This window comes from Falsiruegeria litorea R37, from assembly GCF_900172225.1.
Classification (GTDB): domain Bacteria; phylum Pseudomonadota; class Alphaproteobacteria; order Rhodobacterales; family Rhodobacteraceae; genus Falsiruegeria; species Falsiruegeria litorea.
Genome location: NZ_FWFO01000004.1, coordinates 313,121 through 337,736, shown reverse-complemented (window position 1 = coordinate 337,736; position 24,616 = coordinate 313,121). Strand labels below are relative to the sequence as shown.

The following is a 24,616-nucleotide window of genomic DNA, read 5'->3' as shown; positions in this document are numbered from 1 at the left end:
TCGCTAACCAATTAATAGCGACCGGGGTTGCGCAGGCTGAACACCCGCGAAGGCAGCGATCTGAGCATCCGAGGATTGTGCCACCCGCCATTGAATGTGATACTTCCGCTATGGCGCACCAAGGGGCAATTGCGCAGCGCGAGCAAAAGGATCACATACAGCGGGTCCTTCTCCACCTGAGGTGATCTTGAAACTTGCCCAATTTGTTCCGAGAATCCCCTGAAATCGTGCGCTGAATACGTTGTGCTTGCAGTAAGACTTTGGCCGGGATCAACAACAAGATAAGTTGCACGAAACCGTTCGATACCAGTCGGCGAATTCTCGGCCCGTCTCATCTGCAAGTTGTCGAAAGCATGAAATTGCTCGACAAAAGCCAACGGTTTGTCGGCTTTGGTCGGGACACATACAGGTCGGTCCGAGGTATTGTGCAGCTCAAACGTCACCACCACACGCCCAGTTCGATCCACCAGCAAACTGTCGATCTCCAGGATTTGCTGCGATTGTGCCAAGGCGCCGCAGGCCCACCAGAGCAAGAACTGTCCCAATCCCAAAAGAGTTAGACGGTTTGTCATAAGCGCGCAGATCGATCCAGCCAAATCAAGTAGGACGCTGCTCTACGCTGAGAGCGGTCAAACCTCAACTCACAGTCTTGGGTTCAACCGCCTTTCAGACGCTGCATCAGGTAGACCTCGCTGTCGGGGCTGACCGGCTCGGTCAATCCGCTGGCGATGATGCGCCCATCCACAGCCACCGACACGCCTGCCTCGATCGGGACCTTCAGTTGCGGATAGGCTTTGACGAGGCCCGACAGGACCTCGCCAACGGTGGAGGCCTCGACCTCCACCACCTGTTTGCCGCCGGTCAGACTGCGCAGACCGGACCAGAGGTTGACCTCAACCATCCGCTTTGAGCGCCGCCAGAATGCGGGGCGGCGACATCGGCAATTCGAACATCCGCACGCCGGCCGCACGCGACACCGCGTTGGCAATGGCCGCCAAGGGGGGCACGATGCCGGTTTCGCCCACGCCGCGCACACCGTAAGGATGGCCAGGGTTGGGAACCTCGACAATCACTGTGTCGATCATCGGCAGGTCCGAGGCGACGGGAATGCGATAGTCAAGGAACACGGCGTTCTGCAGACGTCCGTCTTCGCCATAGATGTATTCCTCGTTCAGCGCCCAACCGATGCCTTGCGCGGCACCGCCCTGATATTGACCTTCGACATAAGCCGGGTGGATCGCTTTGCCTGCGTCCTGAATGACGGTGTAGCGCGGGATGGATGTCTTGCCGGTTTCCGGGTCCACCTGTGCGTCCACGATATGCACGCCAAACGACACGCCAGCCCCTTCGGGTGTGGCCTCGAAGTGACCGGAGATCGGACCGCCAGTGGCACCCATATCGGCCGTGATGTCAGCCATCGCCAGCGGCTCAAAATCGCCAGCGTTGGGGCCCGAAGGCACCGCGCAGCCGTCTTCCCACTTCACCGCATCCTCAGGGATGCCCCACTTGGCTGCGGCGCGCTTGCACATCTCGGCAATCGCCGCTTGGGCTGCCTTGATGGTGGCCAGACCGGATGCATAGGTCACGCGCGAGCCGTGGCTGACATCATTGTAGCCCAGTGTCGCGGTGTCAGCGATGGTTACACGGATGTTCTCATAGGGGATGCCCAGCGTTTCCGACGCCATCAGCGCCATGGACGCCCGGCTGCCGCCAATGTCCGGCGTGCCGACCGAGACCTGAACAGTGCCATCCTCGCTTAGCGCCAGCGAGACAGAGGTCTCGCCGCCGTGGTTGAACCAGAAGCCGCAGGAAATCCCGCGACCCTGCCCCGGCTCCAGCGGGGCCGAGTAATGCGGGTGATCGCGTGCTGCTTCCAGACATTCGACCAGGCCGATGTCGTCAAAGCGCGGGCCATAGCTGGCTTTGGTGCCCTTTTTCGACGCGTTCTTCAGACGAACCTCGACCGGGTCCAGACCCAGCTCCTGACACAGCAGGTCGATCACCGATTCCACCGCAAAGGCCGCCATGGGCGAGCCCGGAGCGCGGTAGGCGGCCTGTTTCGGACGGTTGGCAATGACGTCATAGCCCACCTGACGGACGTTCTCCAACGCATAGGGCGCGAACGCACACATGGCGGTGAATTCCATCGGCGCACCGGGGAAAGCGCCGCCTTGCAGGCGGAAGATCCCTTCGGCGGCGGTGATGGTGCCGTCCTTTTTCATACCGATCTTGACGTCCATCGAGGTCGACGAGGTCGGACCGGTGGCGCGCAGCACCTCGGACCGGCTCATCACCATCTTTACCGGACGATTGGCTTTACGCGACAGCGCCAGCGCAACAGGTTCGATGAACACGGTCGTCTTGCCGCCAAAGCCGCCGCCGATCTCGGACGCGGTCACACGCAGCTGCGAGGTTTCGATGCCCAGAAGCGCGGCACAGTGTTTTTGTGCGTACCAGTGCCCTTGCGTGGTACACCACAGCTCGCCTTTGCCGTCCGCACCAAGAGAGGCGAGGCAGGCGTGCGGTTCGATGTACCCCTGATGGGTTGCTTCGGTCTTGAAACTGTCCTCGATCACCAGATCAGCCGCCGCAAAACCTGCCGCAACATCGCCATGGCCGCTTTCGTGATAGCGCACGACGTTGGGGTGCATCCCCTCGGGCACCGAACCGTCAGCTGTCCCTTCGCGGATCACCGGTGCATCGGCTTCCATTGCCTTGTCCACGTCGGTGACGTGGGGCAGTACTTCGTATTCGATCTCGATCAGTTTGGCCGCGTCGCGCGCATCCAGTGCCGAGTTCGCTGCAACCGCCGCCACTGCATGCCCGTCATAAAGCGCGGTGTCGCCCGCCATGACGTTTTCCTGCACGTTCCAGAATTCGCCGGTTAGGCCAGTAGCGAAATCGGCGCGGGTGACCACGGCTTTGACGCCCTTCATGGCTTCGGCCTTGGAGGTGTCGATTTTCACGATCCGTGCATGAGCATGGGGTGAGCGCACGATGGCGCCAAACAACATCCCCGGCGCAACGGCATCGGCGCCGAACTTGGCGCGGCCAGTGACCTTGTCGAGCCCATCGGGGCGGTCGGGGCGTGTGCCCACAAAGGTGAATTCGGATTTACGATCGTCCAGAGCCATTACGACGCCTCCCGCATTTCAGTGGCCGCATCCATCACGGCGCGAATGATCTTGTCATAGCCGGTGCAACGGCACAGGTTGCCAGCCAGCCAATAGCGAACCTCGGTCTCGGTCGGGTCCGGGTTCTTTTCCAGCAGCGACTTGGCCGCCACCAGGATACCTGGCGTGCAGATACCGCATTGCAAGGCAGCGTGTTCGATGAACTTGCGCTGCAACGGATGGAGCGTGTCACCATCGGCGATGCCTTCGACCGTGGCAATGTCTTTGCCCTCGGCTTCGGCCCCCAGCACCAGACAGGAACAGACCAAACGCCCGTCGATGGTCACCGAACAGGCCCCGCAATCGCCGGTGCCGCAGCCCTCTTTGGCGCCGGTCAGGTTCAACCTGTCGCGCAGCACGTCGAGGAGCGTTTCGCGCGGATCGCACAGGAATTCTGTCTCGTCGCCGTTCACGGTTGTTGTGACGTGGATCTTGCTCATGCGTGATCTCCTTTCACGGTCTCGCCCTTGGCACGGGCATAGGCGATTTTCGCCGCGCGTTTGGCCAGCACGCCAGCCACATCAGTGCGGAACTCAACGGTGCCGCGTTTGTCGGTGATCGGGTTGCACGCTGCCGAAGCGGCCGCCGCCAGAGCGTCCAGCGCCGCATCATCCAGTGTCGAGCCAATGATCGCATCCGCGCAGTCCTGCACCAGCAGAACTGTTGGTGCGACAGCGCCCAGACAGACACGCGCTTCGGTCACGGTGTCCCCATCCAGACGCAGAGAGACGGCCACGCCGACAACGGCGATGTCCATTTCAGTGCGGGGGATAAAGCGCAAATAGGCGTCGCCCGCATTGGCGCTACGTGCCGGGATGTTCACCGCCGAAACCAGCTCACCCTTGGTCAGTGACGTGCGACCGGGACCGGTCGGGATGTCCTCGACCGCGACCTCGCGGCTGCCATCCGCACTGGTGACGGTGACGGTCACACCCGCGGCCACCATGGCCGGAACGCTATCAGCAGCAGGCGAGCCATTGCACAGGTTGCCCGTCAGCGTGGCGCGGCCCTGAACCTGTGTCGAACCAACAAGGTCCATCGCCTCGACCACGCCGGGCCAATCCTGCGACAGGCTGGCATGCTCGGTCATCTCGGCGCCGGTGACGGCTACGCCAAGCGTCCAGCTGCCGTCATCGTTCTGTTTGATGTCGCTGACGCCATCGATCTTTTTGATGTCGATCAGAGTATCGGGGGTGACGATGTCCGCGCGCAGCTGCACCAGGACATCCGTCCCGCCCGCAAGAAACCGCGTCACACCATCTGCGTTTACAGCCAGAGCCGAGGCTTCGGCAAAACTGGCAGGGCTGTGATAGTTCATATTTACCTCGCACCTGTTGGTCAGGAATTGACTGGGTGGTTTGAGGCGACGTTAGAACAGCAACTCAGGTAGGTCCATGGCCAGTAGCGACACTTTGATCAAACTCTGAATGTCGTTTTTGGCCATGCTGTATTGGGGTTTGAAGAAAAACCCAATTCTAAGCTCGGGAAAATGAAAGGCTGGGCCTTACAAATCGCCACGCAAATGCCAAAGCTCGGGGAACAGCTCGACCTCAAGCATGCGGCGCAGATATTGTACCCCGCTGGTGCCGCCCGTTCCCCGCTTGAACCCGATCACCCGCTCAACAGTTGTGACGTGGTTGAATCGCCAGCGGCGAAAATAATCTTCGAGATCGACCAGTTTTTCGGCCAGTTCGTACAGGTCCCAATAGGTCTTTGGGTCCTCATAGACCATCGTCCAGGCGCGTTGTACTTCGGGGTCCGAGGAATGCGGTGCATCCAGGCGATAAACCTGGGAATCAAAAGCAACCCCGGTTTTGGCCGACAGGGCATCCAGCGCCACGTGATAGAGAGATTTTCGCGCCAACTCGTCCGACAACATCTGGTGCGATTCCGGTCGGTGTTCGTGCACCTTCATCATTGCTGGGTTGCGGTTGCCCAAGGAAAACTCGATCAGCCGGTACTGATGCGACTGAAAGCCAGACGAATTGCCCAAGGCTTCGCGGAATGTGGTGTAATCGCTGGGCGTCATGGTGCGCAGCACGTCCCAGGCCGAGTTCAGCTGATCAAAGATGCGCGCCACCCGTGTCAGCATCTTGAACGCGGGCCGGAAGTCATCGCCTTTCAGCAGTTCTCGCGCCGCGGCAATTTCGTGCAGCACCAGCCGCATCCACAGCTCAGATGTCTGGTGCTGGATGATGAACAGCAGCTCGTCATGGGCATCGGAGTGCAACTCATGCGTGGCCAGAAGCTGGTCCATATGCAGATAATCGCCATAGCTCATGTCCTTGGCATAGGACATTTTTGCGCCGTCCTGGCTGGGGTCATAGGCCTGTGTCATGGGATCAATCCTTGAGCAATTCAGTAAGAAGGGGGGAACCCGGTCGGCCAATGGCCTCGACCACCGAGAAATGGTCCTGATCCGGTTCAAAGACATTCGGAACCTGCCAGTTTTCTGACAGAACGCGGGTTTGGCGCACCAGCTCCGGGCGCTCAAGCGCGCCGACCCAAGCGGTCACGTCCAAACCTTCGCGTTTGGGCAGCAAGGCGGGGCTCTGCGCTTCGGCCTCGGATGCATCCAGGTGCAGGGTGTTGTTCATCTTGGTCCACTGCAGAGGGCGCAAGTCGTGAATGCCACTGACCGAGATCACCCGGTCCAGCCGCCCCGGCACGGGGCCATCCGCGCACGCCATGCGCGACACCAGATGCCCGCCCGCCGAATGGCCGATCAGGCGCACCGGACCATCAACCATGCCCGCGGCCTTGGTCGTCGCCGCCGCAATTTCGGCCACCATCTGTGACAATCGCGCCTCGGGAGCCAAAGTGTAGCTGGGGATGGCCAACGCCCACCCCTGCGACAAGGGACCGGCGGCAAAGTGGGACCAATAGCTTTTGTCGAGCATCTGCCAATAGCCGCCATGCACAAAAACGATCAGCCCTTTGGCCTCGCCTTGGGGCCGGAACAGATCAAACTGATTGCGAGCGCCATCACCGTAAGGCAGGTCAAGCTCTCCGCCTTTGGCGCGATAAGCTTCTGCCTGTACAGCCCAGGCAGCGGCCAGCTTGTCCGAGCCCGCAACATAGCCGGAATTGTCAAAGGCATCATCCCAGTCGATCATGTGATCCTCCCTGTCCTGGGGTCAGCCTATGCGTCACTCTCACTTATTTCAAGCTTAAAGGTTTATGCTTGAAATAATCAGCAACCGGGGTATCGTAACCCTCAACAACACCGTTAGCGGGAGGGAATCGATGCACGTTGCATGTATTGGGGGCGGGCCAGCCGGGCTCTACTTTGCGATCTCGATGAAGCTGCGCGATCCCGCCCACGAGGTTTCGGTGATCGAACGCAACAAGGGCGACGACACCTTTGGCTGGGGCGTGGTGCTCAGCGATGACGCGCTGGAGAACCTGACCACCAACGACCCCAAAAGCGCCGAGGCGATCCGCGCCAACTTTGCCTATTGGGACGACATCGCCGTGGTGCATGACGGCGTACGCACGGTGTCGGGCGGCCACGGCTTTGCCGGGATCGGACGCAAGAAGATGCTGATCCTGCTGCAGGATCGCGCCCGCGAACTGGGCGTTGATCTGCAGTATGAGACCGAAGCGCGACCGATCGCCGAATATCAGGCGGAATACGATCTGGTGGTGGCCTGTGATGGGCTGAATTCCCGCGTGCGCAGCGACATGGCCGAGCATTTCAAGCCGGATGTGGACGTGCGCGAATGCAAGTTCATCTGGCTGGGCACCCATCAGAAGTTCGACGACGCCTTTACATTTATCTTTGAAAAGACCGAACACGGTTGGGTTTGGGTCCACGCCTATCAGTTCGACGAGGACACCGCGACGGTGATCGTGGAATGCAGCCAAGAGACATGGGACGCCTTTGGGTTTGAACACATGTCTAAAGAAGAAAGCGTCGCCACATGCGAACGCATCTTTGCCGATCATCTGGGCGGGCATGCCTTGATGTCGAACGCCAATCACCTGCGCGGTTCGGCGGTCTGGATCAACTTCCCCCGCGTCCTGTGCGAGAAATGGCACCACGAGAATGTGGTGCTGATGGGCGACGCCGCCGCAACGGCGCATTTCTCGATCGGGTCAGGCTCACGTCTGGCTTTTGACAGCGCCATTTCGATGGCCACCTTCCTGCATTCGGAACCTGACTTGGAGCAGGCATTCGTGCGCTATCAGGACGAACGCCGCCTCGATGTGCTCCGCCTGCAGTCGGCAGCACGCAACTCGCTGGAATGGTTCGAGCAGGTCGAGCGCTATCTGGACATGGACCCGGTGCAGTTCAACTATTCGCTGCTGACCCGCTCACAACGCATTAGCCACGAAAATCTGCGCCTGCGGGATGCAGAATGGCTTAAGTCTGCCGAAGGCTGGTTTCAGACCCGCACTGGCGGAGCCGCTGAACCCATCCGCGCGCCGATGTTCGCACCCTATCGCTTGCGCGACATGGACCTGCAAAACCGCATCGTCGTCTCGCCCATGGCGCAATACAAGGCCGTGGATGGTGCCCCTACGGATTGGCATCTGGTACACTACGGCGAACGCGCCAAGGGCGGTGCGGGGCTGGTCTATACCGAAATGACCTGTGTTTCGGCCGAAGGGCGGATCACACCGGGCTGTCCCGGCCTGTATGCGCCGGAGCATGAGGCCGCTTGGACGCGGCTTACCAATTACGTGCACGACCACACCCCTGCCAAGATCTGCTGTCAGATCGGCCATTCGGGGCGCAAGGGGTCGACCCAATTGGGGTGGGAGACGATGGACGCGCCCCTGAAGGGCGGGAATTGGGAGGTCATGTCAGCCTCTGCCCTGCCTTGGTCCGACAACAACGCCACCCCGCGTGAAATGAACCGCGACGACATGGATCAGGTGCGGGATCAGTTTGTTGCCGCTGCCGAAATGGCCAACCGCGCCGGGTTCGACATGATCGAACTGCACGCCGCACACGGCTATCTGATCTCGTCCTTCATCTCTCCGGTATCGAACGTCCGCACCGACGACTATGGCCGGTCACTGGAAAACCGTATGCGCTACCCGCTCGAGGTCTTCGCCGCCATGCGCGCCGTCTGGCCCGTGACCAAACCGATGTCGGTGCGCATTTCGGCCAACGACTGGGTGGGCGAGGCCGGTGTGACGCCCGAAGAAGCCGTCGAAATCGCGCGCCTGTTCCGCTCGGCCGGGGCCGACATCATCGACGTCTCGGCCGGTCAGACCACCACCGAGGCGCAACCGGTCTACGGCCGCATGTTCCAGACGCCCTTCTCGGACCGCATCCGTAATGAGGCCGGGATCGCCACCATGGCCGTTGGCAACATTTATGAGGCCGATCACGCGAATTCGATCCTGATGGCAGGCCGCGCCGATCTGATCTGCGTGGGCCGCCCCCATCTGGCCGACCCCTATTGGACCCTGCACGAGGCCGCCCGCATCGGCGACCGCCATGCCGATTGGCCCCTGCCCTATCTCGCCGGTCGCGATCAAGCCTGGCGATTGGCCGACCGCGAAGCCGAAGCGGAGATCCGCGCGTGAGTGTCGAAGGCAAACATGTCGTCGTCACCGGCGGCGGCAGCGGCGTGGGGGCCGAGATCGCGCAAGTAATGGCCCATGCGGGCGCCAAGGTCACCATCCTGGGCCGCCGCGAGGCGCCGCTGCGCGAGGTTGCCAAGCAGCACAAGTTCATCGGCTGGATCACCTGTGACGTGACTGACGCGGACGCTGTAAGAGCCGCTTTCACCCAAGCGCGTGGATTGAATGGACCGGTTGAGGTGGCCATCGCCAACGCTGGCGCCGCCGACAGCGTGCCCTTTGCCAAGATGAAACCCGATCGGCTGACGGCCATGCTGCAAGTCAATCTGACCGGTGTGTTCAACACCTGGCAGGCTGCTTTGCCCGACATGCAAACAAACGGTTGGGGTCGCATGATCGCCGTCGCCTCCACCGCCGGGCTCAAGGGGTATCCTTATGTCTCGGGCTATGTCGCCGCCAAACATGGCGTTGTCGGCCTGACCCGCGCGCTGGCGCTGGAACTGGCGCAGGACGGGATCACGGTCAACGCCATCTGCCCCGGCTTCACTCAGACCCCCTTGCTGGATCGCTCGATCCAGAACATCGTGGACAAGACCGGGTTGAGCGCCGAGCACGCCGCCAAAACGCTCTATAAATCGAACCCGCAACAACGCTTCATCCAGACGGATGAGGTTGCGGGCACCGCGCTCTGGCTTTGCTCTGACGCCGCACGCTCGGTCAACGGCCACACCCTGACCCTTAGCGGAGGTGAAATATGACATCCCCCGATCCAGAAATGACACCCGAACCCGACAGCAAGGCCCGCCTGCGGCTGTGGTTGAAACTGCTCAAAGTGACCCGGTCAATCGAGGCTGATCTGCGCGAAGCCTTGCGGACCGAATTCGCCTCCACCCTGCCCCGTTTCGACGTGATGTCGGCGCTGAGCCGCCACGCCGAAGGGCTGAAGATGAGTGAGCTTTCGGGGCTGCTCAAGGTGTCGAACGGCAATGTCACCGGCATCGTCGAGCGGCTGGTTGAAGATGGAATCGCGCTGCGCGAAGCCGTCCCGGGCGACCGCCGCGCCAGCCGCGTGCGCCTGACCCGCAAGGGGGCAGAAGAGTTCGCGCGGCAGGCATCGGAACATGAGCACTGGGTGAATGAGCTGTTGGGCGCGCTGGAGGCGGATGAGGCCACCGCCATGATCGAACAACTTGACCGGATTATCAGGGAGGAGGCGCAATGAACGCCGATACGACGCATTTCAATTGCTCCATCACGGACGGTATCGCCACGGTCTCGCTCGACCGGCCCGACCGCAAGAACCCGCTGACCTTCGACAGCTATGCCGAACTGCGCGACTGGTTCCGCGATCTGCATTATGATGACGAGGTGAAGGCGGTGGTCTTTGCCTCGAATGGCGGCAACTTCAGCTCGGGCGGGGATGTGCATGACATCATCGGGCCGTTGACGAAGATGAACATGAAAGAGCTGCTACACTTTACCCGCATGACCGGCGATCTGGTCAAGGCGATGGTGAATTGCGGCAAGCCGATCATTGCCGCCATCGACGGAATTTGTGTGGGGGCTGGCGCGATCATCGCCATGGCGTCCGACCTGCGGATCGCCACGCCTGAGGCAAAGGTGGCGTTCCTGTTCACCCGCGTCGGGTTGGCGGGTTGTGACATGGGCGCCTGTGCCATCCTGCCCCGGATCATCGGTCAGGGTCGTACCGCGGACTTGCTCTATACCGGCCGGTCTATGTCGGCGGACGAAGGCGCGGCCTGGGGGTTCCACAACAAGGTGGTACCAGCCGAGGAGTTGGACAGTGCCGCTCTGAAGCTGGCCGAGCAGATCGCGGCCGGTCCGAACTTTGGACATATGATCACCAAGACAATGCTGGCGCAAGAATGGTCGATGTCGATCGAACAAGCCATCGAGGCCGAGGCACAAGCGCAGGCGATCTGCATGCAGACCGGGGATTTCGAGCGAGCCTATCGGGCCTTTGTGGCGAAAGAACGCCCCGTGTTTGAGGGGGATTAAGCCGATGGGTTTGTCTGCGTGGCTGACTTCGGGACCGCCTCCGGCGGCCGTATTTGGAACAAAAAGAAGCAAGGGATCACGACATGGCTGATCGAAGCTTTTTGCAGTGGCCGTTCTTTGAGGATCGCCATCGCGAGTTGGCGAAGACTCTGGATGCTTGGTGTGCGGATCATTTGTCTGTGGATCACGCCGACATCGACGCGGCCTGTCGCAAGCTGGTGAGCGATCTAGGGGCCGCTGGGTGGCTTCAGCCAACAGCTGGTGAAGTGCTGGACGTGCGGACCCTGTGCCTGATCCGCGAGACGCTGGCGCGCCATGATGGGTTGGCGGATTTTTCCTTTGCTATGCAGGGGCTGGGGACCGGAGCTATTTCGCTCTTTGGCACTCCGGCACAACAGGACGAATGGTTGCCATTGACGCGGGCGGGCAAGGCGATCTCGGCTTTTGCACTGACTGAGCCGCAGTCGGGGTCAGACGTGGCGAACTCGACCATGACCGCGACGCTGGATGGCGATGACTATGTTCTGAATGGCGAAAAGACCTGGATTTCAAACGGGGGGATCGCGGATGTCTATACACTCTTTGCCCGCACCGGAGAGGGGCCGGGCGCCAAGGGGCTGAGCGCCTTTGTGGTGCCTGCGAGCCTGCCGGGGTTCGAGGTTGTCGAGCGGCTGCAAGTGATTGCGCCGCATCCGCTGGCAACTTTGCGATTCAACGACGTTCGCGTACCGAAATCGGCCCTTCTGGGCGCGCCGGGGCAAGGGTTCAAGGTGGCGATGGCCACTTTGGATGTGTTCCGTACAACGGTGGCCGCCGCCGCGCTTGGCTTCGCCCGGCGCGCGTTGGACGAGGCTCTGGCGCGGGTCAACGAACGGCAGGTGCAGGGCGCGCCGCTCTTTGAGTTGCAGATGGTGCAGGGGCACATCGCCGACATGGCGATGGACGTGGATGCTGCTGCTCTTCTGGTCTATCGCGCCGCCTGGACCAAGGATTCCGGTGCCGCGCGCGTCAGCCGAGAGGCAGCGATGGCCAAGCTCTATTCCACGGATCAGGCGCAGCAGGTCATAGACAAGGCGGTGCAGTTGCACGGCGGCGACGGCGTTAAACACGGGCAGAAGGTTGAGGAGCTGTACCGTGATATCCGCGCCTTGCGCATCTACGAGGGCGCATCAGACGTCCAACGCGTGGTGATCGCGCGCCAAACGATGGGAGCGTTTCTGGGAGGGAACTGATCATGCTGGGACCAACAGCCCATAGCGATACATTTGCACGGGACAATCTGCCCGCGCCGGACATGTGGCCCGAGTTTCATCTGGACGGGTTCGACTATCCCGACCACATGAACATCGGCGTCGAACTGACCGATGCGATGGTCGACAAAGGTTTTGGCGATCACACCGCGCTGATCGGAAACGGGCGGCGGCGCACCTACAAGGAGCTGTCTGACTGGACCAACCGGCTGGCCCATGTGCTGGTCGAGGATTTGGGTGTGAAACCCGGCAACCGGGTGCTGATCCGATCCGCCAACAACCCGGCCATGGTCGCCTGTTGGCTGGCCGCCACAAAGGCGGGCGCGGTGGTGGTCAACACCATGCCGATGCTGCGCGCCGGAGAGTTGGCGGCGATTGTTGACAAGGCCGAAATCTCTCATGCGCTGTGTGACACGCGCCTGATGGAGGATCTGGTGAGTTGTGCCAAGGGCTCGCAGTTCCTGAAATCGGTTGTCGGTTTTGACGGCACCTCGAACCACGACGCCGAGTTGGACCGGTTGGCGCTGGAGAAGTCGGTGCGCTTTGATGCCGTGGACACCGGCCGCGATGACGTCGCCCTGTTGGGGTTCACATCCGGCACGACGGGCGATCCAAAGGCCACGATGCATTTTCACCGCGACCTCATGATCATTGCCGACGGCTATGCCAAAGAGGTTCTGGGCGTGACCGAGGATGACGTTTTCATTGGCTCGCCCCCGCTGGCGTTCACCTTTGGGCTGGGCGGTCTCGCGGTCTTTCCGTTGCGGTTTGGTGCGGCGGCGACGCTGTTGGAGCAGGCCAGCCCGCCCAACATGGTCGAGATCATCGAACAGTACAAAGCCACCGTCTGTTTCACCGCCCCGACCGCCTATCGCTTTATGCTGCAGGCGATGGAGGATGGAGCCGACCTTTCGTCCTTACGCGCCGCAGTCTCGGCCGGGGAAACCCTCCCTGCCCCGGTCTACGACGCCTGGATCGAGAAGACCGGCAAACCGATGCTCGACGGGATCGGGGCGACCGAGATGCTGCATATCTTTATCTCGAACCGGTTTGACGACCACCGACCGGCCTGCACCGGTAAGCCTGTTAAGGGCTACGAGGTGCGGATCCTGGATGACGACGGTAACGCACTGCCCGCAGGTGAGGTCGGCAAGCTTGCCGTGCGCGGCCCAACCGGCTGCCGCTATCTGGCCGACGACCGGCAGGCGACCTACGTGCAAGACGGCTGGAACGTCACTGGCGACAGCTTTGTGATGGATGACGATGGCTATCTGCACTTTGCCGCTCGCAGCGACGACATGATCGTCTCCTCCGGCTACAATATCGCAGGACCCGAGGTTGAGGCGGCGTTGCTGTCGCATCCGGCGGTCAGCGAATGCGGCGTGATCGCCGCCCCGGACGAGGCGCGCGGCCACATCGTTGAGGCGCATATCGTGCTGGCCGAGGGCGAAACGGGTGACGCGCTGATGGTCAAAACGCTACAGGATCACGTCAAGGCCACCATCGCCCCCTACAAATACCCGCGCAGTGTGAAGTTCATTACCGCCCTGCCCAAAACACAAACCGGCAAGATCCAGCGCTTTCGCCTGCGCTCGGACCTGCACTAGACGGAGGGGCACCAATGGCCCATCAAATCATCCAACCCGAAGGCTGGGCCCCGGCCAAAGGCTATGCCAATGGTGTTCTGTCCAAGGACGGGCACCTGTATGTCGGGGGGCAGATCGGCTGGAACGCGGATCAGGTCTTTGAAACGCATGACTTCATCGGGCAGATGGAACAGACCCTGCGCAACATCATGGACGTGGTCGAGGCCGCCGGAGGCCGGGCCGAACACATCACCCGACTTACGTGGTACGTGACCGACAAAAAGGAATACCTCGCCCGTCAGGGCGAAATCGGCGCGGTCTATCGCAAAGTCATGGGGCGGCATTTTCCAGCGATGGCGATGGTCGTGGTGGCTGGTCTGGTCGAGGATGAGGCGCTGGTCGAGATCGAAGCGACCGCGGTGATCGACTAGAGCATCCTCCAAGAAATCTGCATCGCCTGCGCAAAGTTAATGAGACCAGCCCCCGCCCATGGGGGCGGTCGGGGGCTGGTCGGCTTCGCCTCCTAAGGCACAGAGAGAGGCGCGCTAGCCACGCCCACGGTACGGCGGCACGCCTTGGTCCGGGATCCAGACGCTTTCGGGCATCGGCCCGGTCTGCCAGAACACGTCGATGGGAATGCCGCCGCGCGGATACCAATACCCCCCGATCCGCAGCCACTGCGGCGACAGGAACTCGGCCAGGCGGCGCCCAATGGACACGGTGCAATCCTCGTGGAACGCGCCGTGATTGCGGAACGATCCCAGAAACAGCTTGAGGGATTTGCTTTCCACCAGCCATTCGCCGGGCACATAGTCAATGACCAGGTGGGCAAAGTCAGGCTGCCCCGTCATCGGGCAGAGCGAGGTGAACTCGGGCGCGGTGAACCGCACGTTGTAGGCCACATCCGCCTGCGGGTTCTTCACCCGCTCAAGCTCTGCCTCGTCAGGGTTGGTCGGCACCACTGTCGCGCCGCCAAGTTGCTTCAGGTCGCTGTAAATGCTGTCAGTCATCAGCTCTCTCCAATGTGTTTGGGTCAGACGCCGCGCTTATTGCCCCAAACCAGCACGTGCAATTGCGGCAGCACGCGGGGGGTGAACCAACCGTCACCGGTGACTTTTTCGATCAACCACAATAGCCGGTCGGTTGTGACTTGCAGGTCAACGGGTTGGTTTGGGTCTACTTCGGGGTTGCCGGGTTGCAGATACAGCGGCAGGTCCGGGTGGTTTTTGGCCACTTGCTGCGCCCAAGCGTAATCCGCATCATCAAAGATCACGATCTTCAACACGATATTGCGGCACCCTTTGGCGGCGGTCAGGCAATTTTCAAAGGCCGCCCAATCCACGGTTTCGCCACTGGATGGGGGTTTGGGGCTCAGGACTAGCGTGTCCAGTTCGGCGAACCAAGGCTTGGCAATCGAACCTTGGGTTTCGCAGGCAAAGCGATACCCCTCGGCCTTGCCCAGGGCGATCACACCGGAAAAGTCCTGGATCGCTGGGTTGCCGCCGGAAATCGACACGGTCAGCGGACGCCCCCCGGACAGATCCCGCACCTGATCCCAAACGGCATTATCGGATAGAGGTGTCCATGCATGGCGATAGGCGCTATCGACGGCATGCATTGAATCGCACCAGCTGCACCGGTAGTCACAGCCGCCTGCCCGGATGAACACCGTGGGTTCCCCGATCAGGGCGCCTTCGCCCTGGATCGTGGGTCCGAAAATCTCGGCAATGCGCAGGGTCATGGGCGATACTCGGCCCAGGTTTTGGGCGTCTCGGACACTTTTACCGCCGCCGTTTCCGGCCAGCGCGCCTTGCACCAGTCATAGAAATGGCGCGCCATATTTTCGGCCGTGGTGGGCACGTCCAACACATCGTTCAGGTGCCGGTGATCAAAGGTGTCGTCGATATAGGATTTGAGCGGCCCCAGCTCGTGATAATCGCGCACAAACCCGTCGGCGTTCAATTCGGCCCCGGCCAATTCAACCACAACGATGTAATTGTGCCCATGCATCCGGTGGCATTGGTGTTCCGCAGGCAGATGGATCAGTTGATGGGACGCCGAGAAATGGAACTCCTTGGTGATACGATACATCAGGCGCCCTCCTTGTCCGCAACTGCCGCGCGCCAGAAATCCGGGTCTTCGTAGATCGTCGGGTCGGTGACACCGGCCAGATCAAAGGCTTCGCGCCGTTCAACGCAGGTGCCACATCGACCACAGTGATGCTCGCCCCCTTTGTAGCACGACCACGTGTCTGCAAAGGGCGTGCCCACCCGCGCCCCTTCGGTAACGATGTCCGCTTTGGAGCGATGCACAAATGGCGTCGATAGAGCCACGTCCGCATAGCCATCAAGAGCTGCGCGCTGCATGGTATCAAAGGCTTGCGTGAAGGCCGGGCGGCAGTCGGGATAGATGAAGTGATCACCCCCATGCACCGCCGTTGCCACAGCCTCGTCCCCGTTGGCGGCGGCAATCCCATAGGCAATGGTCAGCATGATCGCATTGCGGTTCGGGACGACGGTGACCTTCATCGTGTCTTCGGCATAGTGCCCGTCTGGCACGTCGATATCGTCGGTCAACGCCGATCCTGTCAGCGCCGCCCCGATGGTGCGCATGTCGATGATGTGATGCGGCACACCCAGGCGGGTCGCACAGGCGGCGGCATAGTCCAGCTCCTTGCGGTGACGCTGGCCGTAATCGAATGACACGAGCCGAAAGAGATTGCCGTCAGCAGCAATCGAATGCGCGAGCGAAACGGAATCCAGCCCGCCCGAGCAGATGACAATGGTTTTCAATTTTTCAGTCCTTGTTTTGATAGCCGGGTAGGCTGCGACCGGCGGCGCGCTGCATATCGAGAAGCATAACAATTGGCAACCGTGGTCTTCTTCGGCACGCAAGGTCGCTCGAACCTCAGCCGACCGACTCGACCCGGGCGCGGAATTCGGGAACAGTCGGAGATAGGGAGGAATCGAAATGACCGAAGTTTCCGTGCGGCCTATCGCAGGCCATGTCGGGGCCGAGATTGCGGGCCTGTCGCTGAACACTCTGGACGATGCAGGATTCGCCACGGTGCGCGATGCTCTCTTTGCCCATGGCGTGGTGTTCTTTCGCGATCAGGACCTGTCGCACGAGGGGCACATCGCCCTGGCCGAGCGGTTCGGCACCATCGATGTGAACCGCTTTTTTACACCCGTCGCCACCCATCCGCAAATCGCCGAGGTGCGAACCGAGGCGCATCACGCTCAGGTCATTGGCGGCACCTGGCACACAGATCACTCCTATGACCCGGCACCCGCCATGTGTTCCATTCTGGTGGCGCGCGAACTGCCCCCCTTTGGCGGCGACACGCTCTTTGCGTCGCAAACAGCAGCGTATGAGCATCTGTCCGACGGGCTGAAGACCACTCTTGAAGGGCTGAACGCCTGGCATTCGGATGCATCCTTCAGCGAGGGTATAAAGGACGAACGCCTATCCGACGAAGGCGTCAGCCAGCCTGTGCTGCATCCTGTGGTGATCCACCACCCGCAGACGGGTCAAAAGGCGCTTTATGTAAACGGCGATTTCACCACCCATTTCGAAGGGTGGAGCCGAGCAGAATCGCAGCCCTTGCTCGATTACCTCTACGACTATTGCACCCAACCTGCCTTTGCCTGCCGGTTCCGATGGGAGCCCGGCAGCGTAGCGATCTGGGACAACCGTCTGGTGCAGCATTACGCTGTCGCGGACTATCAAGGGTCCCGCCGCCTGATGCACCGCGTGACTGTCGAGGGACAGGTTCTGGGTGGGGTCACCGCATGAGCCGCCGCGACAAGGGGATGGAGGTGCGCCGAAAGGTTCTGGGCGACGCACATGTGGACCGGGCCGAGGCCGCCAAGACCGATCTGGACGCGCCCTTTCAGGATCTGATTACTGACGCGGCCTGGGGCACGGTTTGGGCCAGCGACGGGATTTCCCTGCGCGAGCGGTCGATGCTGACGCTTGCCTTATTGGCCGCCACAGGCAACTTTGACGAAATCCCAATGCACATCCGCGCCACTGCCCGCACCGGCGCCAGCAAGCAAGACGTGATCGAAGCGTTCCAGCATGTCGCCATCTACGCTGGCGTCCCCCGCGCCAACCACGCCCTGAAACTTGCCAAAGCCACCTATGCCGAGATGGAAGCCGAGACATGAAGAAACCCGCCGAGTTCTTTCAACGCGACCGCCGCTGGCATCCGCCCGCCTATGCGCGCGACTACAAGACATCCGTGGCCCGGTCGCCGCAATATGCCGCCATCAGCCTTGAAAACACCCTCAGCGAGATCTCGGGGCCGGTCTTTGGCCACGGCGACATCGACCCCATCGACAACGATCTTCTGTCGAACTTTGCCGAAGCGGGCCAAAGCCCTATCGGCGAGCGGATCATCGTGCACGGGCGTGTCCTGGATGAAAACGCGCGGCCTGTGCCCAATACACTGGTCGAGATCTGGCAGGCCAATGCCAGCGGCAGGTACCGGCACAAGAAAGACACCTATCTGGGTGCGCTGGATCCGAATTTCGGCGGCTGCGGCCGAACGCTGACGGATGAGGATGGGTATTACTACTTCCGCACGGTGAAACCCGGTGCCTACCCCTGGCGCAACTGGGTCAACGACTGGCGGCCGGCGCATATCCACTTCTCGATCTTCGGTTCTGGTTTTGCCCAACGGCTGATCACGCAACTCTATTTCGAAGGCGACCCGCTCATCGCGAAATGCCCCATCGTGAACACCATCCCCGACCCTGCAGCGATCGAGCAGTTGATCGCGGTGCTGGACATGAACGCAACCATCCCGCTGGACACGATCGCCTACAAGTTCGACATCGTGCTGCGCGGACGGCGCTCGACCCTGTTCGAAAACCGGTTGGAGGGGAACTGATGAAGCAGCGTCTGGATTATCTCAAGGAAACTCCATCCCAAACCGCCGGGCCATATGTCCACATCGGGCTTGCCCCAGGGGATGCCGGGTTCGAGATCTACAAACAGGAACTGGGCCGTGACATTGCAGGGCCAAAGGCCAAAGGCGAACGCATCCGGGTGGAAGGGTTGGTTATCGACGGCACTGGCTCGCCCATCAAGGACGTGTTGCTTGAGGTCTGGCAAGCCAACGCCCATGGCGTCCACGCCCATCCCGAACATCCCGGCGACGTCGACGAGGACTTTCGTGGTTGGGGCCGCGTGATCACCGATTTCGAGACCGGCGAATGGGGTTTTGACACGGTCAAACCCGGTTCGACACCGGGTCGAAACGGGACCACCCAAGCGCCTCACATCAACCTCTGGATCGTCGCACGTGGCATCAACCTGGGCCTCAACACGCGGCTCTATTTCGACGACGAGGCCGAGGCAAACGCTGCTGACCCGGTGATCAACACCATCGAATGGGAACGCCGCCGCCAGACGCTGATCGCGAGGCGCACAATGCGCAATGGCACCCCGGTTTACCGCTTTGACATTCGCATCCAGGGCGAGGATGAGACCGTATTCTTTGACATCTGAGACCAGAGGTTACCCCGATGACAAAACCCTGCATCCTGTGCTGTGCCATCACCGGGTCGGTCCCCACCAAGGCCGACAACCCGGCTGTGCCCACGACGGTCAGCGAACAGATCGAAAGCAGCCATGCTGCAGTTGAGGCGGGTGCCTCGATCATCCACGCCCACGTGCGCAACGATGATGAGACACCGACCTCTGACCCGGACCGCTTTGCGCGGCTGAAAGAGGGGTTGGAGAAACATTGCCCCGGTGTGATCATCCAGTTTTCAACCGGCGGCCGGTCTGGCGCGGGCAAGGACCGCGGCGGCATGTTGCCATTGCGGCCAGATATGGCCTCGCTGTCGGTAGGGTCGAACAACTTCCCGACGCGGGTTTACGAGAATGCGCCAGACCTGATCGACTGGTTGTCCTCGGAGATGATCAAATATGAAATCACTCCCGAGATCGAAGCCTTTGATTTGAGCCACATCCTGCATGCCATCAAGATGAGCGAAGAAGGTCGGCTGTATGGCAAGCTCTACGTGCAGTTCGTGATGGGCGTGAAGAACGCCATGTTTGCCGACCGCGAGGTGTTCGATTTCTACATCAAGATGATGCAGAAACGCGCACCCGGGGCTGAGTGGTGTGCGGCCGGCATTGGCCCCAACCAGATTGTGGTGAACGAGTGGGCAATTGCAGCGGGTGGGCACACGCGCGCAGGGCTGGAAGACAACGTGCGCTTGGACCGCCAGACCCTGGCCCCATCCAACGCGGCCCTGATTGCCCGCGCAGCAGAACTCTGCGAGCAATACGAACGCCCCGTCGCAACCCCTGCCGAGGCACGACAGATCCTGGGTTTGCGCGCAATTTGAAGGTATTTCACGCCGCATTCGGGGGTGCTCCCGCGCCCGGGCTATCCCGACTACGTCGGCACCGCCAACGGCCTTGGGCCGAGCGCCGGGCAACGCCCGGCGCGGTTCCGTCTAGACGCGCTATTTAGCCAGAAACGGCAACCTATGGTCGCGGCCAGACACAGCCGCCGAGCGAAGCGAGGCCCGGCCCAACGGGAGGAGGTTTTTCGTCAGAAAAATTGACGACGGGCGGGAGCGCTCCCTTTTTCTGATCACCCGCTTGCAGCTTCGGCCAACAACCACGCTCGCATCAGCCTGACCGGCTCGGGAATGCGGGGGTGGCGGGGGGCAACGACATAGAAACCAGGATCTGCATTCAATCCGACCTCGAACACCTGCCGCAACCCTCCGCGTTCGATCTCATCCGCCACCAAGGGCGCATTCGCCAGAGCGATCCCCTGCCCTGCCACCGCCGCATCAATGGCCAAGCTCGTCTGGTTGAAAGTGATTGCCTTCGGTCCCGGGCTGACCCCCAGTTGTTCCAGATAGAGCGGCCAGAGCCCGTGGCTGTCATGCAGCAGCACATGCCGCTGCAGATCCCGGGGCGCTCCCAGATCGTTCAGCCTCGGACTACAGACTGCAATGAAAGAGGACGCAAAAAGCGGCTCGGCCACCAACCCCGGCCCAAAGGGCGGCGTCCCCTGGCGGACCGCGATATCAATCCCGTCGCTCTGAAAATTGGCCAACCCAGGTCGCGCATCCACGCGCACATCCAGATCGGGGTGCGCTTCGGTCAAACGCCCCAGGCGCGGCACCAGCCATTTCGACGCAAACGACGGTGTCACGCTGATCGTCAAAGTGCGCGACTGCACTCCGACGCCTTCGGTCGCCTCCTCTAACAACGCAAAGGCCCGACTCACCGGCGCCAGATAAGCGCGCCCCGTTCGAGTCAGCTCCAGTCCCCGGGCAACCCTATCGAACAGTTGCACCCCAAGGCGTGCCTCCAACCCCCGCACCTGCTGCGCCACGGCGCCTTGAGTTACTCCCAACTCCTCGGCTGCCAGTCGAAAATTCAGATGCCGACCAGCAGCATCAAAGGCCCGCAGGGCGTTCAAAGGAGGCAATCTAGACATGACAAACCCAGTAGATTTTCTACAACATAGAGACAAGTAATCTCATTGGTCAAATTCCACACCCATGCCCATCCTAGGATCAAACAAGGAGACGTCACATGACAGAGAAAGTAGCATTGGTCACCGCAGGTGGCAGCGGCATGGGCGCCGACAGCGCACGGCGCTTGGCGGCGGATGGGTTCAAGGTGGGCATTCTCTCATCTTCGGGCAAAGGAGAGGCCCTGGCCGCCGAATTGGGCGGCGTCGGCGTCACCGGATCGAACCAATCCATCGATGATCTGCAAAAACTGGTCGATGCAGCGATGGCGCATTGGGGGCGCATCGACGTGTTGGTGAACTCTGCAGGTCACGGACCGCGCGCGGCGGTGCTGGAGTTGACTGACGAAGAGTGGCACACCGGAATGGATGTCTATTTCATGAACGCCGTCCGCCCCACCCGCCTTGTTACACCCATCATGCAGGCCCAAGGAGGCGGGTCGATCATCAACATCTCGACCTTTGCCGCCTTTGAGCCCGACCCGGTGTTTCCCACCTCGGGTGTGTTTCGTGCGGGGCTCGCCGCCTTCACCAAGCTCTACGCCGACAAATACGCGGCCGACAACATCCGCATGAACAATGTGCTGCCGGGCTTTATCGACAGCCTGCCGGAAAAAGAGGAGTTCCGCGCCCGCATCCCGATGGGTCGCTACGGGCGCAGCTACGATGAGATTGCCTCGGTCGTGGCAATGCTGGCCTCTGAGGGCGGTGGCTATATCACCGGGCAGAATATCCGGGTGGACGGTGGTATTACCCGCTCGGTCTAAAACCGGGCCTTGATCAGATGCGTCAGCGTGGCGCCCGTCTCAAAGAACATCTGACGGGCGCCCGTCATCCGTTCGTGATGCGCCTCGATCGCCGGCATGGGCAGGCTGATGTCATTGCCTGACAGCAACGCCTCGGCCATGCCTTTGCCAAAGACGGTCCCCGGGCCGATCCCGCGCCCAGAATATCCGTGGGCCGCATAGGCGTTGGGGCCGATCGCGGTGATCTTTGGGATATGATCCGAGGTCATCGCGATGCGTCCATGCCAACCCTGGCGGAGCGGCACGTCCTGCAATTCAGGATACAGCTCGATCAGTTTGCGCCGGACCCACGCACGGTGAATGCTGCTGGCGAGATGATCTAAATCACCCATGGCACCGATGATCAGCCGCCCCATCTGATCCATCCGGAATGAGGTCATGATCAAGCCCGTGTCCCAGCACCCCTCGCCTTCGGGCAGAATGGTGGCGCGCAGCTCCTCCGGCAACGGATCGGTGGCGCATTGAAAGTAATGCACTGGCACGTATTCCGGCGCGGTCGAAGAGAGATTGCGGTGATAAGCATTCGTGGCCTGGATCAGCGACTTGGCACGCACGGACCCTGCGGATGTCTCCACCTGCCACATGCCCGCCCCATGCGAGAGGCGCAGCACGGGACTGTGCTGATGCACGAGCGCCTGCGCCTGCATCGCGGCCCGCGCAAGCCCACGCACATACCCCAAGGGCTGGATCGTCCCGGCTCTGGGATCAAAAAGCGCGCCGTGAAAGGCCGCTGACCCGGTGCGGGCTGCGGCCTCGTCGGCATCCAGCAACATCACTGGCGCGCCCGAGGTCTTGAGCTGCGTATGGCGCACCTGCAGATCCTTGAGCCCGCTGGGTGAATGCGCGCAATGCAGGGTGCCGTTCTGGACTGCCTCGCAGGCGATGCCATGCCGCGCGATCAGGTCAAACACCAGACGCGGCGCATCAGAAAGAAGGTTGACCAGCCGATCCCCTGGCCCGTCCCCTAAATGCTTGCGGATCTCGGCGGGCGGCAGCCAAAGCCCTGCATTGGCCAGCCCCACGTTGCGTCCCGATCCGCCATGACCGATCTCATCCGCTTCGAGCAGACAGACCGACGCGCCAAGTTGCGCCGCGTGTAAAGCCGCTGAACACCCTGTATATCCCCCACCGATGACGACCAGATCAACGGTGACATCCCCGGACAGGACGGGGGCCGCGATCTGCTCGGCGCAGGTCTGGTGCCACAGGTTATGGGCTTTGTCAGATGTCAAACTTGATCCCTTGCGCCAGCGGAAGTTCACGCGAATAATTTACCGTGTTGGTCTGACGACGCATATACCCTTTCCAGGCGTCCGATCCACTCTCGCGACCGCCGCCGGTCTCCTTTTCACCACCAAAGGCGCCACCGATCTCGGCCCCCGAAGGCCCGATGTTGACGTTGGCAATGCCACAGTCGCTGCCAACGGCAGAGAGGAAGGTTTCGGTCTCGCGTACATCGGTCGAGAAGATGCAGCTCGACAGACCTTGCGGCACAGCATTTTGCATCGCAATCGCCTGATCCAGATCGTTGTATTTCACGACATACAGGATCGGCGCAAAGGTCTCGTGATGCATTATCGCGGATTGCGCGGGCATCTCGACAATTGCCGGAGCCACATAGGCCGCAGCGCCGTGACTGTCGGTCAGCACCTGACCACCGCCGTGAACCTTGCCGCCTTCGGCCTGCGCCTGATCCAGCGCGCGGGTCATGGCGGTCAAGGCGTCCGTGTCGATCAGGGGGCCGACCAAAGTGCCCTCATCCAACGGATCACCAATGGGCAGGCTGTCATACGCGGCCTTCAGACGTGGGATCAGTTGATCATAGACATCCTCATGCACAATCAATCGGCGCAGGGTGGTGCAGCGTTGGCCTGCGGTGCCAACGGCGGAAAATACAATCGCGCGCAGGGCCATTTCCAGATCCGCCGAGGGCGCCACGATCATCGCATTGTTGCCGCCCAACTCCAGGATCGACCGCCCCAGACGCGCCGCCACATCGCCCGCCACGGCCCGCCCCATGGGAACCGAGCCGGTGGCCGAGACGATGGCGACATCCTTGGATGCGGTCAGCGTCTGGCCCAGGTCACGTTCGCCGATCAGGGTCTGGATCAGCCCTTTGGGAGCATCCTCACCAAACTCTGCCATCACCTTGTCGCAGATCTTTTGCACCGCCATGGCGGTCAGTGGCGTCTTTTCCGAGGGCTTCCAGATCACCGGATCGCCACACACCAGCGCAAGCGCCGCGTTCCAGCACCAGGGCGCCACGGGAAAATTGAAGGCGGTGATTACGCCGCAAACCCCCATCGGGTGCCAGGTTTCGCGCATGGTATGGCCCGGACGCTCGGACGCGATGGTCAGACCGTAAAGCTGCCGTGACAGGCCGACGGCAAAGTCGCAGATGTCGATCATCTCCTGCACTTCGCCCAGACCCTCTTGATAGATCTTGCCGCATTCCAGCGTCACGAGACGGCCAAGCGCCTCTTTCTGCGCGCGCAGCTCGTTGCCCAACAGGCGGACCAGCTCTCCCCGGCGGGGTGCGGGCATGCTGCGCCAGGCTTGGAATGCCTCATTGGCCGCCACGATCTGCGCCTGCGCATCCGCCACGCTGTGCATGCTGAGCCGCGCAATCTCGCTGCCGTCGATTGGTGTGGTAACAGACAGAGTTCCGCCGGTCAGTTCGGTTTCGGTCAATCCGGCAGCGGTCAGAATATCGATGTGGGCCATGTCTTATCTC

General features: G+C 61.4%; 27 protein-coding genes. 13 read left to right on the top strand and 14 right to left on the bottom strand.

Going from position 1 to position 24,616, the window contains the following annotated elements; translation table 11 throughout:
• Nucleotides 1-11: 11 nt before the first annotated feature.
• From TRL7639_RS19775 to TRL7639_RS19745, 7 genes are all read right to left on the bottom strand, one after another.
• Nucleotides 12-572, bottom strand: a complete 561-nt coding sequence (locus tag TRL7639_RS19775) for a hypothetical protein (RefSeq protein WP_133057680.1) — start codon at nucleotides 570-572, stop codon at nucleotides 12-14.
• Between the two features lie 83 nt (nucleotides 573-655).
• Nucleotides 656-901: a MoaD/ThiS family protein gene (locus tag TRL7639_RS19770; protein WP_085797594.1), complete on the bottom strand. Its 246-nt coding sequence runs from the start codon at nucleotides 899-901 to the stop codon at nucleotides 656-658.
• Nucleotides 894-3,134 (bottom strand): xanthine dehydrogenase family protein molybdopterin-binding subunit, encoded by a 2,241-nt coding sequence (locus TRL7639_RS19765; protein WP_085797593.1) that lies wholly within the window; start codon nucleotides 3,132-3,134, stop codon nucleotides 894-896. Before TRL7639_RS19765 ends, TRL7639_RS19770 begins: the two co-directional genes overlap by 8 nt.
• Nucleotides 3,134-3,613, bottom strand: a complete 480-nt coding sequence (locus tag TRL7639_RS19760; protein ID WP_085797592.1) for a (2Fe-2S)-binding protein — start codon at nucleotides 3,611-3,613, stop codon at nucleotides 3,134-3,136. The genes TRL7639_RS19765 and TRL7639_RS19760 overlap by 1 nt, the downstream gene beginning before the upstream one ends.
• Complete coding sequence (locus tag TRL7639_RS19755; RefSeq protein WP_085797591.1) at nucleotides 3,610-4,491, bottom strand: FAD binding domain-containing protein; 882 nt, start codon at nucleotides 4,489-4,491, stop codon at nucleotides 3,610-3,612. Before TRL7639_RS19755 ends, TRL7639_RS19760 begins: the two co-directional genes overlap by 4 nt.
• Nucleotides 4,492-4,677: 186 nt before the next feature.
• Nucleotides 4,678-5,511, bottom strand: a complete 834-nt coding sequence (locus tag TRL7639_RS19750; RefSeq protein ID WP_085797590.1) for a tryptophan 2,3-dioxygenase — start codon at nucleotides 5,509-5,511, stop codon at nucleotides 4,678-4,680.
• Nucleotides 5,512-5,515: 4 nt separating this feature from the next.
• Complete coding sequence (locus tag TRL7639_RS19745; protein WP_085797589.1) at nucleotides 5,516-6,289, bottom strand: hormone-sensitive lipase; 774 nt, start codon at nucleotides 6,287-6,289, stop codon at nucleotides 5,516-5,518.
• A 130-nt stretch (nucleotides 6,290-6,419) separates the two neighbouring features.
• On the opposite strand from TRL7639_RS19745, the gene TRL7639_RS19740 reads away from it, so the two are divergent.
• The 7 genes from TRL7639_RS19740 to TRL7639_RS19710 all read left to right on the top strand — a co-directional run bounded on the left by TRL7639_RS19740 (nucleotide 6,420) and on the right by TRL7639_RS19710 (nucleotide 13,997).
• The gene (locus tag TRL7639_RS19740) at nucleotides 6,420-8,714 is read left to right on the top strand and encodes a bifunctional salicylyl-CoA 5-hydroxylase/oxidoreductase (RefSeq protein WP_085797588.1); all 2,295 of its coding nucleotides are present in this window, start codon (nucleotides 6,420-6,422) and stop codon (nucleotides 8,712-8,714) included.
• The gene (locus TRL7639_RS19735; RefSeq protein WP_085797587.1) at nucleotides 8,711-9,469 is read left to right on the top strand and encodes an SDR family NAD(P)-dependent oxidoreductase; all 759 of its coding nucleotides are present in this window, start codon (nucleotides 8,711-8,713) and stop codon (nucleotides 9,467-9,469) included. The genes TRL7639_RS19740 and TRL7639_RS19735 overlap by 4 nt, the downstream gene beginning before the upstream one ends.
• Nucleotides 9,466-9,933: a MarR family winged helix-turn-helix transcriptional regulator gene (locus tag TRL7639_RS19730; RefSeq protein WP_085797586.1), complete on the top strand. Its 468-nt coding sequence runs from the start codon at nucleotides 9,466-9,468 to the stop codon at nucleotides 9,931-9,933. The genes TRL7639_RS19735 and TRL7639_RS19730 overlap by 4 nt, the downstream gene beginning before the upstream one ends.
• Nucleotides 9,930-10,730, top strand: a complete 801-nt coding sequence (locus TRL7639_RS19725; protein WP_085797585.1) for an enoyl-CoA hydratase family protein — start codon at nucleotides 9,930-9,932, stop codon at nucleotides 10,728-10,730. The genes TRL7639_RS19730 and TRL7639_RS19725 overlap by 4 nt, the downstream gene beginning before the upstream one ends.
• A gap of 83 nt (nucleotides 10,731-10,813) precedes the next feature.
• The gene (locus TRL7639_RS19720; RefSeq protein ID WP_085797584.1) at nucleotides 10,814-11,962 is read left to right on the top strand and encodes an acyl-CoA dehydrogenase family protein; all 1,149 of its coding nucleotides are present in this window, start codon (nucleotides 10,814-10,816) and stop codon (nucleotides 11,960-11,962) included.
• Nucleotides 11,963-11,964: 2 nt separating this feature from the next.
• The gene (locus tag TRL7639_RS19715; protein ID WP_085797583.1) at nucleotides 11,965-13,587 is read left to right on the top strand and encodes an AMP-binding protein; all 1,623 of its coding nucleotides are present in this window, start codon (nucleotides 11,965-11,967) and stop codon (nucleotides 13,585-13,587) included.
• Nucleotides 13,588-13,601: 14 nt separating this feature from the next.
• A complete protein-coding gene (locus tag TRL7639_RS19710) occupies nucleotides 13,602-13,997 on the top strand; it encodes a RidA family protein (protein ID WP_085797582.1) in 396 nt (131 codons plus the stop codon).
• A gap of 114 nt (nucleotides 13,998-14,111) precedes the next feature.
• On the opposite strand, the gene queF is transcribed toward TRL7639_RS19710, so the two are convergent.
• Genes queF through queC form a run of 4 tightly spaced genes read right to left on the bottom strand, consistent with a single transcriptional unit; the run spans nucleotide 14,112 to nucleotide 16,358 of the window.
• Entirely contained in the window at nucleotides 14,112-14,576 is a 465-nt protein-coding gene (gene queF / locus TRL7639_RS19705) for a preQ(1) synthase (RefSeq protein ID WP_085797581.1), read from the bottom strand.
• Between the two features lie 23 nt (nucleotides 14,577-14,599).
• The gene (gene queE / locus TRL7639_RS19700; RefSeq protein ID WP_085797580.1) at nucleotides 14,600-15,307 is read right to left on the bottom strand and encodes a 7-carboxy-7-deazaguanine synthase QueE; all 708 of its coding nucleotides are present in this window, start codon (nucleotides 15,305-15,307) and stop codon (nucleotides 14,600-14,602) included.
• Complete coding sequence (gene queD / locus TRL7639_RS19695; protein ID WP_085797579.1) at nucleotides 15,304-15,657, bottom strand: 6-carboxytetrahydropterin synthase QueD; 354 nt, start codon at nucleotides 15,655-15,657, stop codon at nucleotides 15,304-15,306. Before queD ends, queE begins: the two co-directional genes overlap by 4 nt.
• Complete coding sequence (gene queC, locus TRL7639_RS19690) at nucleotides 15,657-16,358, bottom strand: 7-cyano-7-deazaguanine synthase QueC (RefSeq protein WP_085797578.1); 702 nt, start codon at nucleotides 16,356-16,358, stop codon at nucleotides 15,657-15,659. The genes queD and queC overlap by 1 nt, the downstream gene beginning before the upstream one ends.
• A gap of 178 nt (nucleotides 16,359-16,536) precedes the next feature.
• Here queC and TRL7639_RS19685 point away from each other — a divergent pair, with 178 nt between their 5' ends.
• The 5 genes from TRL7639_RS19685 to TRL7639_RS19665 are packed head-to-tail and all read left to right on the top strand — an operon-like array spanning nucleotide 16,537 to nucleotide 19,928.
• Entirely contained in the window at nucleotides 16,537-17,361 is an 825-nt protein-coding gene (locus tag TRL7639_RS19685; RefSeq protein WP_085797577.1) for a TauD/TfdA dioxygenase family protein, read from the top strand.
• Nucleotides 17,358-17,735 (top strand): 4-carboxymuconolactone decarboxylase, encoded by a 378-nt coding sequence (gene pcaC, locus TRL7639_RS19680; protein WP_085797576.1) that lies wholly within the window; start codon nucleotides 17,358-17,360, stop codon nucleotides 17,733-17,735. The genes TRL7639_RS19685 and pcaC overlap by 4 nt, the downstream gene beginning before the upstream one ends.
• On the top strand, nucleotides 17,732-18,460 hold the full coding sequence (pcaH, locus tag TRL7639_RS19675; RefSeq protein ID WP_085797575.1) for a protocatechuate 3,4-dioxygenase subunit beta: 729 nt from the start codon (nucleotides 17,732-17,734) through the stop codon (nucleotides 18,458-18,460). The genes pcaC and pcaH overlap by 4 nt, the downstream gene beginning before the upstream one ends.
• Entirely contained in the window at nucleotides 18,460-19,080 is a 621-nt protein-coding gene (gene pcaG / locus TRL7639_RS19670) for a protocatechuate 3,4-dioxygenase subunit alpha (RefSeq protein ID WP_085797574.1), read from the top strand. The genes pcaH and pcaG overlap by 1 nt, the downstream gene beginning before the upstream one ends.
• A 17-nt stretch (nucleotides 19,081-19,097) precedes the next feature.
• Complete coding sequence (locus TRL7639_RS19665) at nucleotides 19,098-19,928, top strand: 3-oxoadipate:acetyl-CoA acetyltransferase (RefSeq protein WP_085797573.1); 831 nt, start codon at nucleotides 19,098-19,100, stop codon at nucleotides 19,926-19,928.
• A gap of 251 nt (nucleotides 19,929-20,179) precedes the next feature.
• On the opposite strand, the gene TRL7639_RS19660 is transcribed toward TRL7639_RS19665, so the two are convergent.
• Nucleotides 20,180-21,040 carry a LysR substrate-binding domain-containing protein gene (locus TRL7639_RS19660; RefSeq protein WP_085797572.1) on the bottom strand — a complete coding sequence of 287 codons (861 nt, stop codon included), beginning with the start codon at nucleotides 21,038-21,040 and terminating at the stop codon, nucleotides 20,180-20,182.
• Between the two features lie 98 nt (nucleotides 21,041-21,138).
• On the opposite strand from TRL7639_RS19660, the gene TRL7639_RS19655 reads away from it, so the two are divergent.
• Complete coding sequence (locus TRL7639_RS19655; protein ID WP_085797571.1) at nucleotides 21,139-21,843, top strand: SDR family oxidoreductase; 705 nt, start codon at nucleotides 21,139-21,141, stop codon at nucleotides 21,841-21,843.
• Here the strand turns inward: TRL7639_RS19655 and TRL7639_RS19650 are convergent.
• Both TRL7639_RS19650 and amaB read right to left on the bottom strand, forming a co-directional pair.
• Entirely contained in the window at nucleotides 21,840-23,114 is a 1,275-nt protein-coding gene (locus tag TRL7639_RS19650) for an NAD(P)/FAD-dependent oxidoreductase (protein ID WP_085797570.1), read from the bottom strand. The two genes, TRL7639_RS19655 and TRL7639_RS19650, sit on opposite strands and share 4 nt — an antisense overlap.
• Nucleotides 23,104-24,606: an L-piperidine-6-carboxylate dehydrogenase gene (amaB, locus tag TRL7639_RS19645; protein WP_085797569.1), complete on the bottom strand. Its 1,503-nt coding sequence runs from the start codon at nucleotides 24,604-24,606 to the stop codon at nucleotides 23,104-23,106. Before amaB ends, TRL7639_RS19650 begins: the two co-directional genes overlap by 11 nt.
• Between the last annotated feature and the right edge of the window lie 10 nt (nucleotides 24,607-24,616).

What these genes read in the sequence shown, in the direction of transcription:
- TRL7639_RS19775 (WP_133057680.1), bottom strand. Translation starts at nt 572, where the DNA reads ATGACAAACCGTCTAACTCTTTTGGGATTGGGACAGTTCTTGCTCTGG.
- TRL7639_RS19770 (WP_085797594.1), bottom strand. Translation starts at nt 901, where the DNA reads ATGGTTGAGGTCAACCTCTGGTCCGGTCTGCGCAGTCTGACCGGCGGC.
- TRL7639_RS19765 (WP_085797593.1), bottom strand. Translation starts at nt 3,134, where the DNA reads ATGGCTCTGGACGATCGTAAATCCGAATTCACCTTTGTGGGCACACGC.
- TRL7639_RS19760 (WP_085797592.1), bottom strand. Translation starts at nt 3,613, where the DNA reads ATGAGCAAGATCCACGTCACAACAACCGTGAACGGCGACGAGACAGAA.
- TRL7639_RS19755 (WP_085797591.1), bottom strand. Translation starts at nt 4,491, where the DNA reads ATGAACTATCACAGCCCTGCCAGTTTTGCCGAAGCCTCGGCTCTGGCT.
- TRL7639_RS19750 (WP_085797590.1), bottom strand. Translation starts at nt 5,511, where the DNA reads ATGACACAGGCCTATGACCCCAGCCAGGACGGCGCAAAAATGTCCTAT.
- TRL7639_RS19745 (WP_085797589.1), bottom strand. Translation starts at nt 6,289, where the DNA reads ATGATCGACTGGGATGATGCCTTTGACAATTCCGGCTATGTTGCGGGC.
- TRL7639_RS19740 (WP_085797588.1), top strand. Translation starts at nt 6,420, where the DNA reads ATGCACGTTGCATGTATTGGGGGCGGGCCAGCCGGGCTCTACTTTGCG.
- TRL7639_RS19730 (WP_085797586.1), top strand. Translation starts at nt 9,466, where the DNA reads ATGACATCCCCCGATCCAGAAATGACACCCGAACCCGACAGCAAGGCC.
- TRL7639_RS19725 (WP_085797585.1), top strand. Translation starts at nt 9,930, where the DNA reads ATGAACGCCGATACGACGCATTTCAATTGCTCCATCACGGACGGTATC.
- TRL7639_RS19720 (WP_085797584.1), top strand. Translation starts at nt 10,814, where the DNA reads ATGGCTGATCGAAGCTTTTTGCAGTGGCCGTTCTTTGAGGATCGCCAT.
- TRL7639_RS19715 (WP_085797583.1), top strand. Translation starts at nt 11,965, where the DNA reads ATGCTGGGACCAACAGCCCATAGCGATACATTTGCACGGGACAATCTG.
- TRL7639_RS19710 (WP_085797582.1), top strand. Translation starts at nt 13,602, where the DNA reads ATGGCCCATCAAATCATCCAACCCGAAGGCTGGGCCCCGGCCAAAGGC.
- queF (WP_085797581.1), bottom strand. Translation starts at nt 14,576, where the DNA reads ATGACTGACAGCATTTACAGCGACCTGAAGCAACTTGGCGGCGCGACA.
- queE (WP_085797580.1), bottom strand. Translation starts at nt 15,307, where the DNA reads ATGACCCTGCGCATTGCCGAGATTTTCGGACCCACGATCCAGGGCGAA.
- queD (WP_085797579.1), bottom strand. Translation starts at nt 15,657, where the DNA reads ATGTATCGTATCACCAAGGAGTTCCATTTCTCGGCGTCCCATCAACTG.
- TRL7639_RS19685 (WP_085797577.1), top strand. Translation starts at nt 16,537, where the DNA reads ATGACCGAAGTTTCCGTGCGGCCTATCGCAGGCCATGTCGGGGCCGAG.
- pcaC (WP_085797576.1), top strand. Translation starts at nt 17,358, where the DNA reads ATGAGCCGCCGCGACAAGGGGATGGAGGTGCGCCGAAAGGTTCTGGGC.
- pcaH (WP_085797575.1), top strand. Translation starts at nt 17,732, where the DNA reads ATGAAGAAACCCGCCGAGTTCTTTCAACGCGACCGCCGCTGGCATCCG.
- pcaG (WP_085797574.1), top strand. Translation starts at nt 18,460, where the DNA reads ATGAAGCAGCGTCTGGATTATCTCAAGGAAACTCCATCCCAAACCGCC.
- TRL7639_RS19665 (WP_085797573.1), top strand. Translation starts at nt 19,098, where the DNA reads ATGACAAAACCCTGCATCCTGTGCTGTGCCATCACCGGGTCGGTCCCC.
- TRL7639_RS19660 (WP_085797572.1), bottom strand. Translation starts at nt 21,040, where the DNA reads ATGTCTAGATTGCCTCCTTTGAACGCCCTGCGGGCCTTTGATGCTGCT.
- TRL7639_RS19655 (WP_085797571.1), top strand. Translation starts at nt 21,139, where the DNA reads ATGACAGAGAAAGTAGCATTGGTCACCGCAGGTGGCAGCGGCATGGGC.
- amaB (WP_085797569.1), bottom strand. Translation starts at nt 24,606, where the DNA reads ATGGCCCACATCGATATTCTGACCGCTGCCGGATTGACCGAAACCGAA.